Genomic DNA, 14,800 nt, shown 5'->3' on the forward strand with positions numbered 1-14,800 from the left:
GATCGAAACCTTATCAACAGGCGATATCGCTCTTGCTTAGCAGCTTAGTCGCAGCCTTCGTTTTGGCGTCCGTTCATGTGTTTGCTGGGCGTCTGCGTCAGCTAAACCGTCTTCCTCGCAGCCGCTGGCTCTCCATGGCTGGCGGGGTTTCGGTCGCTTACGTGTTTGTTCACCTGCTGCCGGAGCTGGCTCGTGGCCAGCAAGTGCTGGACGGAAGCGACTGGTGGTTGCTCAGTTATCTTGAGCATCATGTCTGGCTGTTGGCGTTGCTTGGGTTGGCCACCTTCTATGGTGTCGAGCGTCTGATCAAGGTGCATCGCCGTCGTCTCCAAGCGGAGCAGGAGCCCCATGCCGGGGTGTTCTGGCTACACATTGGCGCGTTTGCGGTATACAACGGGCTGGTCGGTTACCTCTTGATTCACGGTGAGAACAGTAGCCTGACGACACTGATGCTCTATTGCGTCGCGATGACTCTGCATTTCTTAGTCAACGACTTCGCCCTTCAGAGTGACCACAAGGGTTTATACAGGCGTCGCGGCCGCTGGCTCCTCGCTGCGATGCCGCTTGCCGGCTGGACGCTGGGCCTTGCTAGCGAGGTTTCGGAGCTGGCGGTTTCGGCAGTGACGGCATTTGTAGGCGGATCGATCATACTGAACGTTCTGAAAGAGGAACTACCCGAAGAGCGCGACAGCCGCTTCAGTGCCTTCCTGCTCGGCTCGGTCGGCTATTCGGTCCTGCTGCTCAGCGTTCAGGGCAGCTAGCTGTGGCGCGACAGGACTCAGACCGGCCCGCAGCGGGATGATCATCACCCAGATCAGCACGCCAACCGGGATGTTCAGGTTGGCCAGCTTCATCGCGCCAACCGTCTGTGAGGCCTCGAGGGCCAACAGACCCATGAGCGTCCCAGTTGTGCGCAGGGTCGCCTCGGTATATCTCATTTCCCGGATACGGCATTTCTTTGCAGAAGCTCGGCCGGCATGCCGCTCTGCTCGGCAGATTGATCTGAGCATATTCGCTTTACAGCATATGCGCTAAACAATATATTTGGCTTTTCCTGGCTGCGGAATGCTCCAGGTCAATCACCTTGCTCAAACCGTGAAATTCATGATCGAAGATCTAACGCCCGACAGGGTTTTCAAATGCCTCTCCGATGAAACCCGAGCGCGCATGACCTTGCTCATCGCTCGCGAGGGTGAATTGTGCGTCTGTGAGCTGACTACTGCGCTCGAGGAAAGCCAGCCGAAGGTTTCGAGGCACCTCGCCCAACTGAGAAGCTGTGCGATTCTTGAGGATCGGCGCCAAGGCCAGTGGGTGTACTACCGCTTGCACCCGCACCTGCCCGATTGGGTACAGGATGTGCTGCAAGTCATTCTGGATGCCAATAACCGATGGTTGAGCCCCGACGCTGAACGCCTTGAACGCATGCGCGATCGGCCGGGCCGAGCGACAGCCTGTGGTTGAGTCAGCGCTCGCGTGCGCGCATCGGACGACACGCTGTCGTTCATCGAAGCAGCAATCGCGGCGTTCCTCGCCCTCCTCCCTCGACCGGCTTGATGCAAGCGCCCTCACCGATCAGCTGGCGCATATCGGCACCTGATACGAGAACACCCATGCACGACAATCTGGCCAATGACAATCTGCCCAATATCGATGCCGAGCGCCTCGACCTGCCCAGCCTGGAAAAGCTCGGCCTGCCGCGTGATCCGGAACACAAGCCGCGCATCCTGTTGCTCTATGGCTCGAACCGTGAACGCTCATTCAGCCGCTTGATGAGTCAGGAGGCCGCGCGCCTGTTGCAGGCAATGGGTTGCGAGACGCGGATCTTCGACCCCTCCGGCCTGCCACTGCCTGACGACGCCCCGGAGTCTCACCCGAAGGTCCAGGCGCTTCGCGACCTGGTTATCTGGTCCGAAGGTCAGGTGTGGTGCTCGCCGGAACGTCACGGGGCGATGAGCGCGGTGTTCAAGGCGCAGATCGATTGGGTGCCGCTTAGCATGGGGGCGGTCCGCCCGACGCAGGGCAAGACGCTCGCGCTGATGCAGGTCTGTGGTGGCTCGCAATCCTTCAACGCGGTGAATCAGATGCGCGTGTTGGGCCGCTGGATGCGCATGGTCACGATCCCCAACCAGTCATCGGTAGCCAAAGCGTTTCTGGAGTTCGACGACGCCGGACGGATGAAACCGTCGGCCTATTACGACCGGGTCGTAGACGTGATGGAGGAACTGGTCAAGTTCACGCTGTTGGTGCGTGGGCGCGGCGGCTACCTTGTCGATCGCTACTCGGAGCGCAAGGAATCGGCCGAAGCTCTGTCAGTGCGTGTCAACCAGCGCTCGATTTGAAGCAAGGAAGGTCAACCATGCCGCATCCCAATGAGGTTCTCGAGTTTCAGGAGCGCACAACTCGCTTGAATTTCGCACCATGCCTCGGGGCTCGTGGCACCAGGCAAAACGAGGTCCGTGTTTGGCTGGCTCGCACAATTTGGCGACTGATCTGATGCTCAAGACCTTTGGCTTGTTCGCCATCACGGCACTCGCCGAGATCGTCGGCTGCTATCTGCCCTACCTGTGGCTTCGTCAAGGCAAAAGCGCCTGGCTGCTGGTACCTGCTGCGGCATCACTGGTGCTGTTCGCCTGGCTGTTATCGCTGCACCCGACAGCCGCAGGACGCGTGTATGCCGCCTATGGCGGCGTCTACATCGGCGCTGCAATCGTCTGGCTGTGGATCGTCGACGGCATCAGGCCTACCGGCTGGGATCTGCTGGGTTCGGCCGTCGCGCTGCTAGGCATGGCCATCATCATGTTCGCGCCTCGCGGCGCCTGACTTAGGGGAATCAACCATGACAATCAAAGTGGGTATCAATGGCTTCGGCCGGATTGGACGTCTGGCACTGCGCGCAGCCTGGGATTGGCCAGAACTGGAGTTCGTCCAGATCAACGATCCCGCCGGCGACGCAGCCAGCCACGCTCACCTGCTGAACTTCGACTCGGTGCACGGCCGCTGGCAGCACGAAGCGAGCAGTGACGGCGACTGCGTTGTCGTCGATGGCAAGCGCGTCCGAGTCACCGCAAACAAGGCCATTGCAGATACCGACTGGTCCGGCTGCGATCTGGTAATCGAAGCCAGCGGCAAGATGAAGACTGTGGCCGTGCTTCAGGGCTATCTGGACCAAGGGGTCAAGCGTGTTGTGGTCAGCGCGCCGGTCAAGGAAGCCGGGGCGCTCAATATCGTCATGGGGGTCAATGACGCGCTGTTCGATCCGGCACAGCACCGGATCGTTACCGCGGCCTCCTGCACCACCAATTGCCTTGCACCGGTGGTCAAGGTCATCCATGAACACCTCGGCATCCGGCATGGTTCGATCACCACCATCCATGACCTGACCAACACCCAGAGCATCCTCGATCAGCCACACAAGGATCTGCGCCGCGCCCGAGCCTCGGGCATGAGCCTGATCCCGACTACTACCGGTTCGGCAACCGCGATCGCGGAGATATTCCCCGAGCTGCGCGGCAAGCTCAACGGCCATGCGGTGCGGGTCCCGCTGGCTAACGCCTCACTGACCGACTGCGTTTTCGAAGTCGAGCGAGCCACCTCTGTCGATGAGGTCAATCAGCTACTGAGCGCCGCGGCCAGTAAAGGTCCGCTCAAGGGCATTCTCGGTTACGAAGAACGCCCTCTGGTTTCAATCGATTACCGCACCGACCCACGTTCGTCGATCATCGATGCCCTGTCGACCATGGTCGTCAACGGCACGCAGGTGAAGCTCTACGCCTGGTATGACAACGAGTGGGGTTACGCCAACCGCACCGTGGAACTGGCACGCAAGGTGGGCCTGGCCGATTGACCCGAACGCAGGGCGCTGGGGTTCCAGCGGCCTTGCGCTCATTCCACAACGCAACGGGACTCCATCATGCACGCCCTTTCCCGCCTCGCACCGGAGGTTCGCCAGTATCTGCTGGTGACCGGTAATTATTGGGCGTTCACCCTGACCGACGGCGCGCTGCGCATGCTGGTCGTGTTGCATTTTCACGTGCTCGGCTACACACCGTTGCAAATCGCGGCCCTGTTTCTCTTCTACGAAGTATTCGGTGTCATCACCAATCTGGTCGGTGGCTACCTGGGGGCACGGCTTGGGCTCAATCGCACCATGAACACCGGCCTGGCCATGCAAATCGTGGCATTGCTGATGCTCACCGTGCCCGCCACATGGCTGACGATGCCGTGGGTGATGGGTGCGCAAGCGCTGTCAGGCATCGCCAAGGACCTGAACAAGATGAGCGCCAAGAGCTCAATCAAACTCTTGGTGCCGGAGGGCCAGCAAGGCACACTGTACCGGTGGGTGGCCGTCCTGACCGGATCGAAGAACGCACTCAAAGGTGTTGGCTTTTTCCTTGGCGGCGCCCTGCTTGCGGCTATCGGCTTCCGCGGGGCTTTGCTGGTCATGGCCGCTGCGCTGTCGCTGATCTGGGTTTCCAGTCTTGTGCTGCTGAAAAAGGACCTGGGCAAGGCCAAGGCGAAACCCAAGTTTCGCGAATTGCTTTCCAAGAGCCGGGCCATAAACGTTCTGTCAGCAGCCCGGCTGTTCCTGTTCGGCGCGCGCGATGTCTGGTTCGTGGTGGCGCTGCCGGTCTATCTGTCTGCCGTATTTGGCTGGGATTTCTGGCAGGTAGGCGGCTTTCTCGCCCTATGGGTGATCGGATACGGCATCGTCCAGTCGCTTGCTCCGGCTATCACGGGCAAGAACCGAGGTGAGGTGCCGGACGGCCGCTCGGCGTTCGTTTGGGCGTTGCTGTTGGCGGGCCTGCCGGCAGCAATAGCGTTAGGGCTGGGTACGGAGTGGTCGCCCCAGACGGTACTGCTTGGGGGCTTACTGTTGTTTAGCGCGATCTTCGCCATAAACTCGTCGCTGCACAGCTATCTCATCGTGTCCTATGCCAAGGCCGACGGCGTGTCGTTGGACGTCGGCTTCTATTACATGTCCAACGCGCTGGGCCGGCTGGTCGGCACCCTGCTGTCCGGTTGGGTCTACCAAGCGTATGGGCTTGAGGCCTGCTTATGGATATCGAGCGCCTTCGTGCTGCTGGCCGCATTGATATCGATGGGCCTGCCGCGTCGTCATCAGGCAGCCTCGCGAGACAGTTGAGCGCAGCCCGTTCCGCTTCCTTCAGCTGATTTCGGAGCATGCGTGGCGATCGCTGAGCAAGTGACTCAGAACTGATCGAAGCTTCCCGGCCTTGACGGGTTTGTTCAGCACCGGGACACCAAACCCTTGCAGTTGGCGACGACATTGGTCACTGCGATCGGCCGTGACCATGACCGCCGGGATCGCCTGCGCAAAGTGTTTCCTCAGCGCAGTGACTACATCCCATCCCGTCACGCCCTGATCGAGGTGGTAGTCGGCGAGAATCACCTCCGGCGGCGATCCGCCGAGCACGGCCAACGCCGCTTCCAGGTCAGTGGCTGTCAATACCTCGCAGCCCCACTGCCCCAGCAACGCGGCCATGCTGTGCAGGATGCTCAGCTCCTTATCCAGGATCAGCAAGCGACGGCACGGTAACGGGTTGTCAGGTACCGGCATCAGCATTGGCGCTTCGGCAGGCGTCTGCTCAGGCAGATCGGCCAGCGGCACATCAATGCTGAACACGGAGCCTCGCCCCAACCGCGAACGCACCTGAATCGGATAAGCCAGCATCGAGGCGATACGATCGACGATGGCCAGGCCGAGCCCAACGCCGGCGCGTTCGGTGGCGCGCTGCACACCCAGCTGATTGAACTCGAGGAAGATCGACTGCAGCTGATCCGTCTCGATGCCTCGCCCCGTGTCCCAGACCTCGATACGCAGGTATTCGCCGCGCTTGCGCGCGCCCAGCAGCACTCGGCCTTGATCGGTGTAGCGGCAGGCATTGCTGAGAAAGTTACGCAAAATGCGCGTCAGCAGCCGGAAATCGCTGCGTAGCGCATACGCTGGGATGTAATGATCGAAGCTGAGGCCTGCGGCTTCGGCTACTGACTGGAATTCGGAGACAAGTGGCAGCAGCAGCTCATCGAGGCGATAAAGCTCGATATCGGGCTTGATCGCCTGTTGATCCAGCTTGGAGATGTCGAGCAAATCAGTCAGCAAGTCTTCGGCGCTCCCGAGCGCCTGATGGGCTCGCTCGACCAGGTTCGCTTCAGCCTCCGCTAAGCCGCGCTCGCGCAATGTCGAGATCAACAGGCGCGCCGCATTGAGCGGCTGCAACAGGTCATGGCTGGCAGCGGCAAGGTACTTGTCCTTGCTGTGGTTGGCTTGCTCGGCCACGTCCCGAGCCTTGCGCAGCTCGCAGGTGCGCTCGGCGACCCGGTACTCCAACTGTTCGTTGAGCTGTAGCAAGCGCATCTGCGCCAGCTTGCGTTCGGTGATGTCGGCAACGAAGCCTTCAACCAGGCCTTCTTCGTCCGGCTTGAGCAGCAGGTTCATCATGACGTCGATGGGACTGCCGTCCTTGCGCCGCAGACGGGTCTCGTATCCGGACAAGCCTTGCTGACTGTTCAGCGTACGCCGAATCTGCCGAAGCTCGTCTTCACCACCGATGAACAGGTGATGTGAAAGGTCGGTCAGGCGCCACAGCGCCTCAGCCGGGCTTTCGTAGCCGAGCATCCTTGCCAGGGCCGGATTGGCTGCGCGAATGCCTTCCTGCAGACTGGCCTGGAAAATGCCATGTACGGCGTGTTCGAACAGCCATTTGTAACGGTTGCGCTCGGTCTCCAGCTCTTCAAGACGAGCCACCAGTTCCGGGTAATGGCTTTTGCGGGCCGAATGAATGCCTAGCCCGAGCAGCTCGGCAAGGGCATCGTCCTGTTCAGAGTGCTTCGGCATAGACCAGTTCGACGTCGCGCCGGGTCGATGAACGGGGATTGGTCAGGATGCAAGGGTCTTGCATTGCATGCTGCGAGAGAAACGGGATGTCAGAGAGATTCACCCCGTGCAAGCCGAGCGTTTCGTTGAAGCCAATGGCCTGCTTGAGGCTGATCAGATGTTGCACGAGTCGTTCACGAATCTGCCGATGGTTCAGCCCGCGGCTGTCTATGCCCAAGGTCTGCGCCACCACCTTGAAGCGATCCGGCGCCGAATCGTAGTTGAACGCCACAACATGTTCGACCAACACCGCATTGCACAGGCCATGCGGCAGATCCAGATAACCGCCAAGGCTGTGAGACATTGCATGCACCGCACCGAGAATCGCGTTGGAGAAGGCCAGGCCGGCCTGCATGCTGCCGAGCATGATCTTTTCGCGCAGTCGAATATCGGCCGGACTGGCGATCATCTCCACCAGATGGCCGCCGATCAGCCGCATCGCTTCCAAGGCATGAGGATCGGTCAGCGGGCCATGGCCAGTCGAAACAAAGGCCTCGATGGCATGCACCAGCGCGTCAATACCGGTACAGGCAGACAGGAACGGATCCATGCTCAGGGTGGTTTCCGGATCGATCAGCGAGACGTCCGGCACGGCGCCCTTGCTGACGATGGAGTACTTCATCCGTTCGGTCTGGTTGGAAATGACCACGAACTGCGACACATCGGCCGATGTGCCGGCAGTCGTGGGGATCAGGATCAGTGGCGGGCTGGGCACCCGCAACGTATCGACCCCTATGAACTCGACGATATCGCGACCGTGGGCCACCGCGATGCCGATGCCCTTGGCGCAATCCATCGGGCTCCCGCCACCGACCGCTACGATGACATTACAACCTGCGCTGCCATACACCTCGGCGCCGAGCATCACTTCCTCGGAGCGAGGATTGGCCGAGACCCGAGTGAACAGGTGAAACTCGATGCCCTGCCGTGCCAGACTCGCCTGCACATCGCTGACCCATCCGGCAGCAACCACACCCGGGTCGGACACCAGCAGCACCTTGCGCGCGCCAAAATTCTTCGCATAGTTGCCGGCGCTATGCCGACAGCCTGCACCAAACACGATCTCGGGCGAGACAAACTTACGTTGCAGGCTCAGATTAGGGCTCATAAGGCGGCCTCTCGTTATTATTTTACTTTGGGCAAGCGTACTGCTTTCCCGCACCAAAGTAATCCTGAAAGAGGCGCATGTCTCGGCCATGCAGCGGGAACGGTCCTTCGATCAGCCAAGCAGCCCCTGATAGAAGCGACATTCGCGCTGCAGCGCATCGGCCAGATTTCCTGCCTGGCGAAAGCCGTGGCGCTCGTCTGGATAGAGGCAATATTCCACTGGCAGGCCCTGTTCGCGCAGCGCTGCAACCATTGACTCGGTCTGCTCGGGAAGCACCACAACGTCCTGACCGCCTTGCAGGAAGATCATCGGAACCTGAATCCGTGCCGCGTTGTTTAGCGGCGTGCGTTCCCGGTAGCGCTGGGCGTCGCGCACGGGATCACCGATCAGCCAATCCAGATAGTCCGCCTCGAACTTGTGGGTCACCCGCCGCAATACCAGCGGATCGCTGACCCCGTACAGGCTGGCGCCGCCAGTAAACCCGGCATTGGCGGCCAACGCGCAGAGTGCGCTGTAGCCGCCGGCGCTGGAGCCGCGAATGAAGGTCCGCGCGGGATCGATCTGGCCGCGCACCGCCAGCGACTGCACCGCCGCGCAGGCATCCTCGACTTCCAGCACACCCCAGTTGCCGCGCAAGCGCTGCCGGTAGGCACGTCCAAATCCACTGCTGCCACGGTAATTGATGTCGGCAACGGCGAAACCGCGTTGGGTCCAGTACTGAATGCGCGGATCGAAGACCGGATAGCTGGCCGAGGTCGGCCCGCCATGCATGAACACAACCAGCGGTGGCTTCTCCCCGGGCAAGCCGCGGCGGTCCGCATTACCAGGCGGATAGAAGAAGGCGTGCGCGACTTCCCCATGCCCGGTGGCAAAACGGAACGGTTGGGCACGAGACAGCTGCTCCGCCGGCAATGGCTGCTCGCCGCCGGCCAGTATCGTGGTCTCGCCGTTGTGACGGTCGATTGCCAGTACGGCGGGCGCCCGGTCCGGCGCTCCGGCAAGGCAATAGTAATGACGGTCATCCACGGCCAACTGGCGACAACGGCTGTACTCGGAGGCGAGCTGTCGCTCGTTGCCCTCAGCGTCATGCTCGAACAGCAAGCCGTAGCCGTCCACCAGCCGGGTCGATAACCAGGCACCCTCGGTCAGTGGCAGGTAGCTGACGGTCGCCAGTTGCCAAGGCGCGGGGGCGTGATCGAAGCGGTGGCGAACAAAGCGATTCACCGGCACCATTGCATCGCCCTGGCTCTGCCAGGGTTGCCACCAACCGGCGCGGTCGGTCAGGCAACACAGCGTGCCGTCATCGGCGAAGCGAGGCTGTTGCAGCGATTCCGTACCCTCAGTGCCAGCCAGGCACAGCGGTTGATCGAGGCGCCCATCAGGCAGGTAGTCGGCCATCCAGAGGCTGGTGGCCGTCCAGGGCTGCTCGGGCCGATGCCACTGAATCCAGGCCAAACGCTCGCCAGCAGCATCCAGGGTCGGCGCAGCATAGAAGTCCGCGCCTTCGGCAAGCAGCTTGTGTTCGCCTGCAAGCGAAACGCTCACCAGTCGGTGCTCGACGCCCTTGTCATGCCGGGTTTCCTCCACCGCGACGATGGCGCCTTGGCGGTGATCGTATTGCAGGTCACCATAACGGCAATGGGGACGCGAGGTGAGCGCCACCGGCTGGCCAGCCCTCGTACCGGCAAGTGGTTGCAGATAGATCTGCTGGTCGCTTTCATTGACGAAAGCCACGCCCTCATCGGTCAGGCAAAGTGCACCACCACCGTATTCGTATACCCGACTGCGCAGGGAAAACTCAGCGGGTGTCAGGCATTGCGCCGTGCCGTCGCGCCAGTACCAGAGGGTGCAACGCGCATCGGCGGGATCGTACTGAATCCAGAACAAGCCCCCATGCCCGGCACGCAGTTCTGCGAAGTCGCGGCTGGCCGAGGCGGCTTTTTCGGCAGTCCAGTCGCTGTTCCAGAAGCCATACGGCGTTTCGGTTTTGCTCATATCGATCGGTTCCGGTCAATCAGGCATGCCCCAAACGGACCTATACCTTGAGAATCAGCTTGGACGCCTTCTCGTTACGGAAAGTCAGCTCATTCAACCCGCGCGGGGCCTGCTCGGCCTCGATGCGAGCAGCGAGAATCTTGTCATGATGGGCGGACTTGCTGCATACCGGATCCGCGTTGGCGGCGTCGCCGGTGAGCATGAAGGCCTGGCAGCGGCAGCCGCCGAAGTCTTTTTCCTTTTCATCGCAGGATTGGCACGGCTCGGGCATCCAGTCGAAGCCGCGAAACCTGTTGAAGCCCATCGAGTGCTTCCAGATCTGCTCGATGCGTTGCTCACGCACGTTGGGAAAGGTGATGGGCAGTTGGCGTGCGCTGTGGCAAGGCAGCGCCGTGCCGTCCGGGGTGATGTCGAGAAACAGATTGCCCCAGCCGTTCATGCAGCCCTTGGGACGCTCTTCATAATAATCGGGCGTGACGAAGATCAGCTTGCAGGGGTGATTCTCGGCGGCGAGCTTGTCACGCCATTCATTGGTGATCCGCTCGGCACGTACCAGTTGTTCCTTGCCAGGTAACAGCCCGGCGCGGTTGAGCTCGGCCCAGCCATAGAACTGACAGGTCGCGAGTTCCACGAAGTCGGCTTCGAGCTCCAGGCAGAGCTGAATGATGCGGTCGATGTTGTCGATGTTGTGCCGATGGGTGACAAAGTTAAGCACCATCGGATAGCCGTGCGCCTTGACCGCCCGCGCCATGGCAAGCTTCTGGGCGAACGCCTTTTTCGACCCGGCGAGCAGGTTGTTCACTTCCTCGTCAGCGGCCTGAAAACTGATTTGAATGTGGTCGAGCCCAGCGTCGGCGAACGAGGCGATCTTCTCCTCGGTGAGGCCGATGCCCGAGGTGATCAGGTTGGTGTAATAGCCCAGGTCCCGTGCCGCCTTGATCAGCTCGGCCAGATCCTGACGGACCAAGGGTTCGCCACCGGAGAAACCCAGCTGCGCCGCGCCCATTTCGCGCGCCTGGCGGAACACCTCGATCCACTCGGCAGTGCTCAGCTCATCATGGCTGCGAGCGAAATCCAGCGGATTGGAGCAATACGGGCACTGCAGGGGGCAGCGATAGGTCAGCTCCGCCAGCAGCCACAGCGGCGGGCCGGGCTCGAAACCCGGCTTAGCGAAGCTCGATCCAGAACCGTTCAACGGCGACCTCCAGAAATGCAACGATGTCTTCCTCGATGCCCTCGGCATCGGGGAAGCGGCTCTGCAGGATGGCGACAATTCCCCCGACACTCCGGGTGCCATCCACTTCGCCCAAAACCTCCGATGCGCTCACGTTCAGCTTGATCATGCCCTCGGGATACAGCAGCACATGGCAGTTTTGCGCCGGTTCCCATTGGTAGCGAAAACCGCGGCGAAAAACCGGGATCTGGGTCAGTTGGATAGCGCTCATGGTCCTCTGTCTCGCCAGTGAAACATCATCGGTGCTGAATCGGTGGGCTCAAGCCCACCAGTTGCTCGGATCGACGGAGCGTTGCCGCCCTCCGCTGGTGGCTCGGTAACGGCTCAGAATGTGATGCCCTTGTGCCAGACACGTTCGCGGGTCACGGTGTGATACGGCGGGCGGTCCAACTCATAGGCCATGCTCATGGCATCGAGCATGCTCCACAAAACGTCGAGTTTGAACTGAAGAATGTTCAGCATGCGCTCCTGAGCGTGGCGCGTCTTGTAGTGCTGCAGCGTGATGCGCAGGCCATGCTCGACGTCGCGGCGGGCTTGCTTCAGGCGTTTGCGGAAGTAGTCGTAACCGGACGCATCTATCCAGCTGTAGTACTGCGGCCAGGCGTCCAGGCGCGACTGATGGATGGTCGGGGCGAACAGTTCGGTGAGCGAACTGCTGGCCGCCTCCTGCCAGACGGCGCGGCGGGCGAAATTGACATAGGCGTCTACCGCGAAGCGCACGCCCGGTAGCACCAACTCCTGCGACAACACCTGCTCGCGGTCCAGGCCCACGGCTTCAGCCAGGCGCAGCCAGGCTTCGATACCACCCTCCTCGCCTGGGCTGCCATCGTGGTCAATGATCCGCTGGACCCATTCGCGGCGGGCATCGCGATCCGGGCAGTTAGCCATGATCGCTGCATCCTTCAGCGGAATGCAGACCTGGTAGTAGAAGCGGTTCGCGACCCAGCCCTGAATCTGCTCACGGGTCGAGCGGCCTTCATACATGGCGCGGTGGAAGGGATGATGGATGTGGTAGTAGTCGCCCTTGGCGCGTAGCGCTGTTTCGAACTCGGACGGAGTCATGGCTGGCAGGGTCATAAGAACTTCCTTACGGGTTGTACGGGCTGTTCCTCCAGGCACAGGCGAGCGCCTTCAGCCACTGCTTTCGGTGAGTTGGGGGTCGTTCTACCCTACAGTTCGATACTCATGCCATCGAACGAGACTTCAATCCCGTGCTCGTCGAGCACCGCCCGTTCGGCGGAGTCCTCGTCGAGGATCGGATTGGTGTTGTTGATATGGATGAGAACCTTGCGCGCAGCCGGCATGCCGTCGAGCACCTCGATCATGCCGCCTGGGCCGCTCTGATGAAGGTGGCCCATTTCGCTGCCCAGTTTGGTGCCGACTTCGCGCACGCGCATTTCGTCATCGCGCCACAGGGTGCCGTCGACGAGCAGGCAATCGCCACTGCGCATCAGTTCCAGCAGTTCAGGGCTGACCTGGCCCAGACCCGGCGCGTAAAACAGCGTGCCGCCGGTTTTACGGTCTTCGATCAACAGACCGATGTTGTCGCCGGGATGCGGGTCGTTGCGGTGCGGCGAATACGGCGGCGCTGAACTGCGCAGCGGAATCGGGGTGATGTTCAGGTTTGGGCAGGTCGCGATGGTGAAACTGCCTTCCAACGCGATCGGATTCCAGCGCAGACCGCCGTTCCAATGTTCAAGCATGTTAAACAGCGGGAAGCCGGTGCTCAGATCCTGATGAACCATCTCGGTGCACCAAACTTCGTGTGGGCAGCCCTCACGCAGCGTCAGCAGGCCGGTGGTGTGATCGATCTGGCTGTCGAGCAGGATGATCGCGCCAATCGCGGTGTCTCGGGGGCCGCGAGCCGGTTGTAGCTTAGGGAAGGACTCAAGCTGAGCACGAATGTCCGGCGAGGCGTTGCAGAGAATCCAGTTCTCGCCGTCATCACTGATTGCAATCGACGATTGAGTGCGGGCTTTGCCACGCAAGCTACCGTTGCGCAGCCCGGCACAGTTGACGCAATTACAGTTCCACTGAGGAAAGCCGCCGCCAGCAGCCGAACCTAAAATCTGGATGAACATGGGCAGCTCCCAAAAAACGGAGCCCCGACCGGGGCCGGGGCAGATCAATCAGCGATTGGCGAAGTACATGGTGACTTCGAAACCAATGCGCAGGTCGGTAAAAGCAGGTTTAGTCCACATGGCTGATTCCTCTCTTTTGTGATGACGGAAGTATTCCGACAACTCATTAAGCACCCTACTCCGTCAAAAGCGGAATGGTACTTTGGAAGCAGACAGCGCTCTGCATTGGTAGTGCCTTGGCTGTCGCCGGTTTTCAAGCAACACGAGATGACAGGCGCATTTAGCGGCGCACGGCGGAACGACCATGGGTGCCCCGCCAAGCCAGTTCATTGGTGATGGTCGCCATTGGCGCGAACATCTCGTAGTCGAATGCGCTCAGGGGCGCCTTTTCCTGTACGCGCAACGGCCAATCATGGTTTGCCAGCGCCGCCTTGCCGATCGCCAGGAAATCCAGCACGCCGGCGTCGAGCAATTGCTGCGCCTGTTCGCCCGTGCCGATGGCGCCATTGCCGATGATCGGGATCTCAACGGCGCCTTTGGCGATTGCCGCCAGGCTTTCGCCTTCCTCGAACGCCGGTGCACTTATGTCGCCTTCGGTCACGTGGATGTAATCGAGCCCTGAGGAGGCTAGCGTGGCGAAACGATAGCGCGCCGCTTCAACCCCACCGTCCCATTTAAGCTGGCTGTCCGTGACCATGCTTTGCGACAGCCGCATACCGACGACGAACCCCGCCCCGACCGCCTCACGTACCGCACGGATGACGTCCAGCGGCAGGGCCAGTCTGGCCTTGTAGTCACCGCCCCAGCGGTCGGTGCGCTGATTGAACTCGGCGGTCATGAATTCGTGCAGCAGGTAGCCGTTGGCGCCATGCAGCTCCACCCCATCGAAACCGGCCTCACGCGCATGTTTCGCAGCCTGGACGAAGCCGGCAATCGCTTCATGGATTTCCGCTTCGGTCATCTCTGCGGGTGTCGCATAGGGGCCTTCGCCGCCGTAGAAGCTCAACTGTCGCCCGCCCGGCTGAACGGCCGACGGCGCGACGTGGCGGGCGTGGTGGATATTGCCCTGGGTCTGCGCACCACCGTGCATCAGCTGAGCGATGATCGCCGCTCCCGCCTGGTGTACCGCGCTGACAATCGGCACCCAGCTGTCACGCTGAACCTCGGTGGCCAGGCCCGGCTGGTTCAGATATCCCTGGCTGTAGGCTGTGTCCGTATAGGTGCCTTCGGTAATCAACATGCCGAAGCCGCCCTCTGCGAATGCCTGGTAATAGTCGCGCATCAGTTCGTTGGGTTGCCCTTCCGGCTCGGCGCTGACGCGAGTCATCGGAGCCAGCACGGCGCGGTTGCGCAGGCGCAGCTGATTCAGCTGGGCGGGTTCGAGCAATTGGGGCATCGGCAAGTCCTCATGAAACATGGATCGTGCTGAATCTGAGGTGCAACGGGCGTTGGAGTTCGCTGCGTGCGATCGCTGGGCTTTAGCCACG

15 protein-coding genes are annotated in these 14,800 nt (G+C 61.1%); 6 read left to right on the plus strand and 9 right to left on the minus strand.

Annotated elements, in window-relative coordinates; translation table 11 throughout:
• The first annotated feature begins 32 nt into the window (after positions 1-32).
• The 6 genes from NA637_RS15820 (at position 33) to arsJ (ending at position 5,143) form a co-directional block, all read left to right on the plus strand.
• Positions 33-761, plus strand: a complete 729-nt coding sequence (locus tag NA637_RS15820) for a hypothetical protein (protein WP_256073292.1) — start codon at positions 33-35, stop codon at positions 759-761.
• Positions 762-1,104: 343 nt separating this feature from the next.
• Positions 1,105-1,461, plus strand: a complete 357-nt coding sequence (locus NA637_RS15825) for a metalloregulator ArsR/SmtB family transcription factor (RefSeq protein WP_256073293.1) — start codon at positions 1,105-1,107, stop codon at positions 1,459-1,461.
• Positions 1,462-1,610: 149 nt separating this feature from the next.
• Complete coding sequence (arsH, locus tag NA637_RS15830; protein ID WP_256073294.1) at positions 1,611-2,339, plus strand: arsenical resistance protein ArsH; 729 nt, start codon at positions 1,611-1,613, stop codon at positions 2,337-2,339.
• Between the two features lie 154 nt (positions 2,340-2,493).
• On the plus strand, positions 2,494-2,820 hold the full coding sequence (locus NA637_RS15835; protein WP_064482825.1) for a YnfA family protein: 327 nt from the start codon (positions 2,494-2,496) through the stop codon (positions 2,818-2,820).
• A gap of 16 nt (positions 2,821-2,836) precedes the next feature.
• Positions 2,837-3,844, plus strand: coding sequence for an ArsJ-associated glyceraldehyde-3-phosphate dehydrogenase (locus NA637_RS15840; protein ID WP_256073295.1), 1,008 nt, complete (start codon positions 2,837-2,839; stop codon positions 3,842-3,844).
• A gap of 66 nt (positions 3,845-3,910) precedes the next feature.
• Positions 3,911-5,143, plus strand: coding sequence for an organoarsenical effux MFS transporter ArsJ (gene arsJ, locus NA637_RS15845; RefSeq protein ID WP_256073296.1), 1,233 nt, complete (start codon positions 3,911-3,913; stop codon positions 5,141-5,143).
• Positions 5,144-5,164: 21 nt separating this feature from the next.
• On the opposite strand, the gene NA637_RS15850 is transcribed toward arsJ, so the two are convergent.
• The 9 genes from NA637_RS15850 to NA637_RS15890 form a co-directional block, all read right to left on the minus strand.
• The gene (locus NA637_RS15850) at positions 5,165-6,856 is read right to left on the minus strand and encodes a PAS domain-containing hybrid sensor histidine kinase/response regulator (RefSeq protein WP_256073297.1); all 1,692 of its coding nucleotides are present in this window, start codon (positions 6,854-6,856) and stop codon (positions 5,165-5,167) included.
• On the minus strand, positions 6,840-8,003 hold the full coding sequence (gene ercA, locus NA637_RS15855; protein ID WP_256073298.1) for an alcohol dehydrogenase-like regulatory protein ErcA: 1,164 nt from the start codon (positions 8,001-8,003) through the stop codon (positions 6,840-6,842). The genes NA637_RS15850 and ercA overlap by 17 nt, the downstream gene beginning before the upstream one ends.
• Before the next feature lie 111 nt (positions 8,004-8,114).
• Entirely contained in the window at positions 8,115-9,998 is a 1,884-nt protein-coding gene (locus NA637_RS15860) for an alpha/beta hydrolase family protein (protein WP_256073299.1), read from the minus strand.
• A gap of 40 nt (positions 9,999-10,038) precedes the next feature.
• The gene (gene pqqE, locus NA637_RS15865; protein WP_256073300.1) at positions 10,039-11,193 is read right to left on the minus strand and encodes a pyrroloquinoline quinone biosynthesis protein PqqE; all 1,155 of its coding nucleotides are present in this window, start codon (positions 11,191-11,193) and stop codon (positions 10,039-10,041) included.
• Positions 11,165-11,443 (minus strand): pyrroloquinoline quinone biosynthesis peptide chaperone PqqD, encoded by a 279-nt coding sequence (pqqD, locus tag NA637_RS15870; RefSeq protein ID WP_256073301.1) that lies wholly within the window; start codon positions 11,441-11,443, stop codon positions 11,165-11,167. Before pqqD ends, pqqE begins: the two co-directional genes overlap by 29 nt.
• Positions 11,444-11,556: 113 nt before the next feature.
• Entirely contained in the window at positions 11,557-12,309 is a 753-nt protein-coding gene (gene pqqC, locus NA637_RS15875) for a pyrroloquinoline-quinone synthase PqqC (RefSeq protein ID WP_256073302.1), read from the minus strand.
• A 92-nt stretch (positions 12,310-12,401) separates the two neighbouring features.
• The gene (pqqB, locus tag NA637_RS15880) at positions 12,402-13,313 is read right to left on the minus strand and encodes a pyrroloquinoline quinone biosynthesis protein PqqB (protein WP_256073303.1); all 912 of its coding nucleotides are present in this window, start codon (positions 13,311-13,313) and stop codon (positions 12,402-12,404) included.
• Positions 13,314-13,361: 48 nt separating this feature from the next.
• Positions 13,362-13,433: a pyrroloquinoline quinone precursor peptide PqqA gene (gene pqqA / locus NA637_RS15885; RefSeq protein ID WP_003253598.1), complete on the minus strand. Its 72-nt coding sequence runs from the start codon at positions 13,431-13,433 to the stop codon at positions 13,362-13,364.
• A 160-nt stretch (positions 13,434-13,593) separates the two neighbouring features.
• A complete protein-coding gene (locus NA637_RS15890) occupies positions 13,594-14,709 on the minus strand; it encodes an NADH:flavin oxidoreductase (RefSeq protein WP_256073304.1) in 1,116 nt (371 codons plus the stop codon).
• Between the last annotated feature and the right edge of the window lie 91 nt (positions 14,710-14,800).

It is taken from the genome of Stutzerimonas stutzeri, assembly GCF_024448935.1.
Lineage (GTDB): Bacteria > Pseudomonadota > Gammaproteobacteria > Pseudomonadales > Pseudomonadaceae > Stutzerimonas > Stutzerimonas stutzeri_AO.

Coding starts and splice junctions, on each gene's coding strand:
- NA637_RS15825 (WP_256073293.1), top strand. CDS start 1,105: ATGATCGAAGATCTAACGCCCGACAGGGTTTTCAAATGCCTCTCCGAT.
- arsH (WP_256073294.1), top strand. CDS start 1,611: ATGCACGACAATCTGGCCAATGACAATCTGCCCAATATCGATGCCGAG.
- NA637_RS15835 (WP_064482825.1), top strand. CDS start 2,494: ATGCTCAAGACCTTTGGCTTGTTCGCCATCACGGCACTCGCCGAGATC.
- NA637_RS15840 (WP_256073295.1), top strand. CDS start 2,837: ATGACAATCAAAGTGGGTATCAATGGCTTCGGCCGGATTGGACGTCTG.
- arsJ (WP_256073296.1), top strand. CDS start 3,911: ATGCACGCCCTTTCCCGCCTCGCACCGGAGGTTCGCCAGTATCTGCTG.
- NA637_RS15850 (WP_256073297.1), bottom strand. CDS start 6,856: ATGCCGAAGCACTCTGAACAGGACGATGCCCTTGCCGAGCTGCTCGGG.
- ercA (WP_256073298.1), bottom strand. CDS start 8,003: ATGAGCCCTAATCTGAGCCTGCAACGTAAGTTTGTCTCGCCCGAGATC.
- NA637_RS15860 (WP_256073299.1), bottom strand. CDS start 9,998: ATGAGCAAAACCGAAACGCCGTATGGCTTCTGGAACAGCGACTGGACT.
- pqqD (WP_256073301.1), bottom strand. CDS start 11,443: ATGAGCGCTATCCAACTGACCCAGATCCCGGTTTTTCGCCGCGGTTTT.
- pqqC (WP_256073302.1), bottom strand. CDS start 12,309: ATGACCCTGCCAGCCATGACTCCGTCCGAGTTCGAAACAGCGCTACGC.
- pqqB (WP_256073303.1), bottom strand. CDS start 13,313: ATGTTCATCCAGATTTTAGGTTCGGCTGCTGGCGGCGGCTTTCCTCAG.
- NA637_RS15890 (WP_256073304.1), bottom strand. CDS start 14,709: ATGCCCCAATTGCTCGAACCCGCCCAGCTGAATCAGCTGCGCCTGCGC.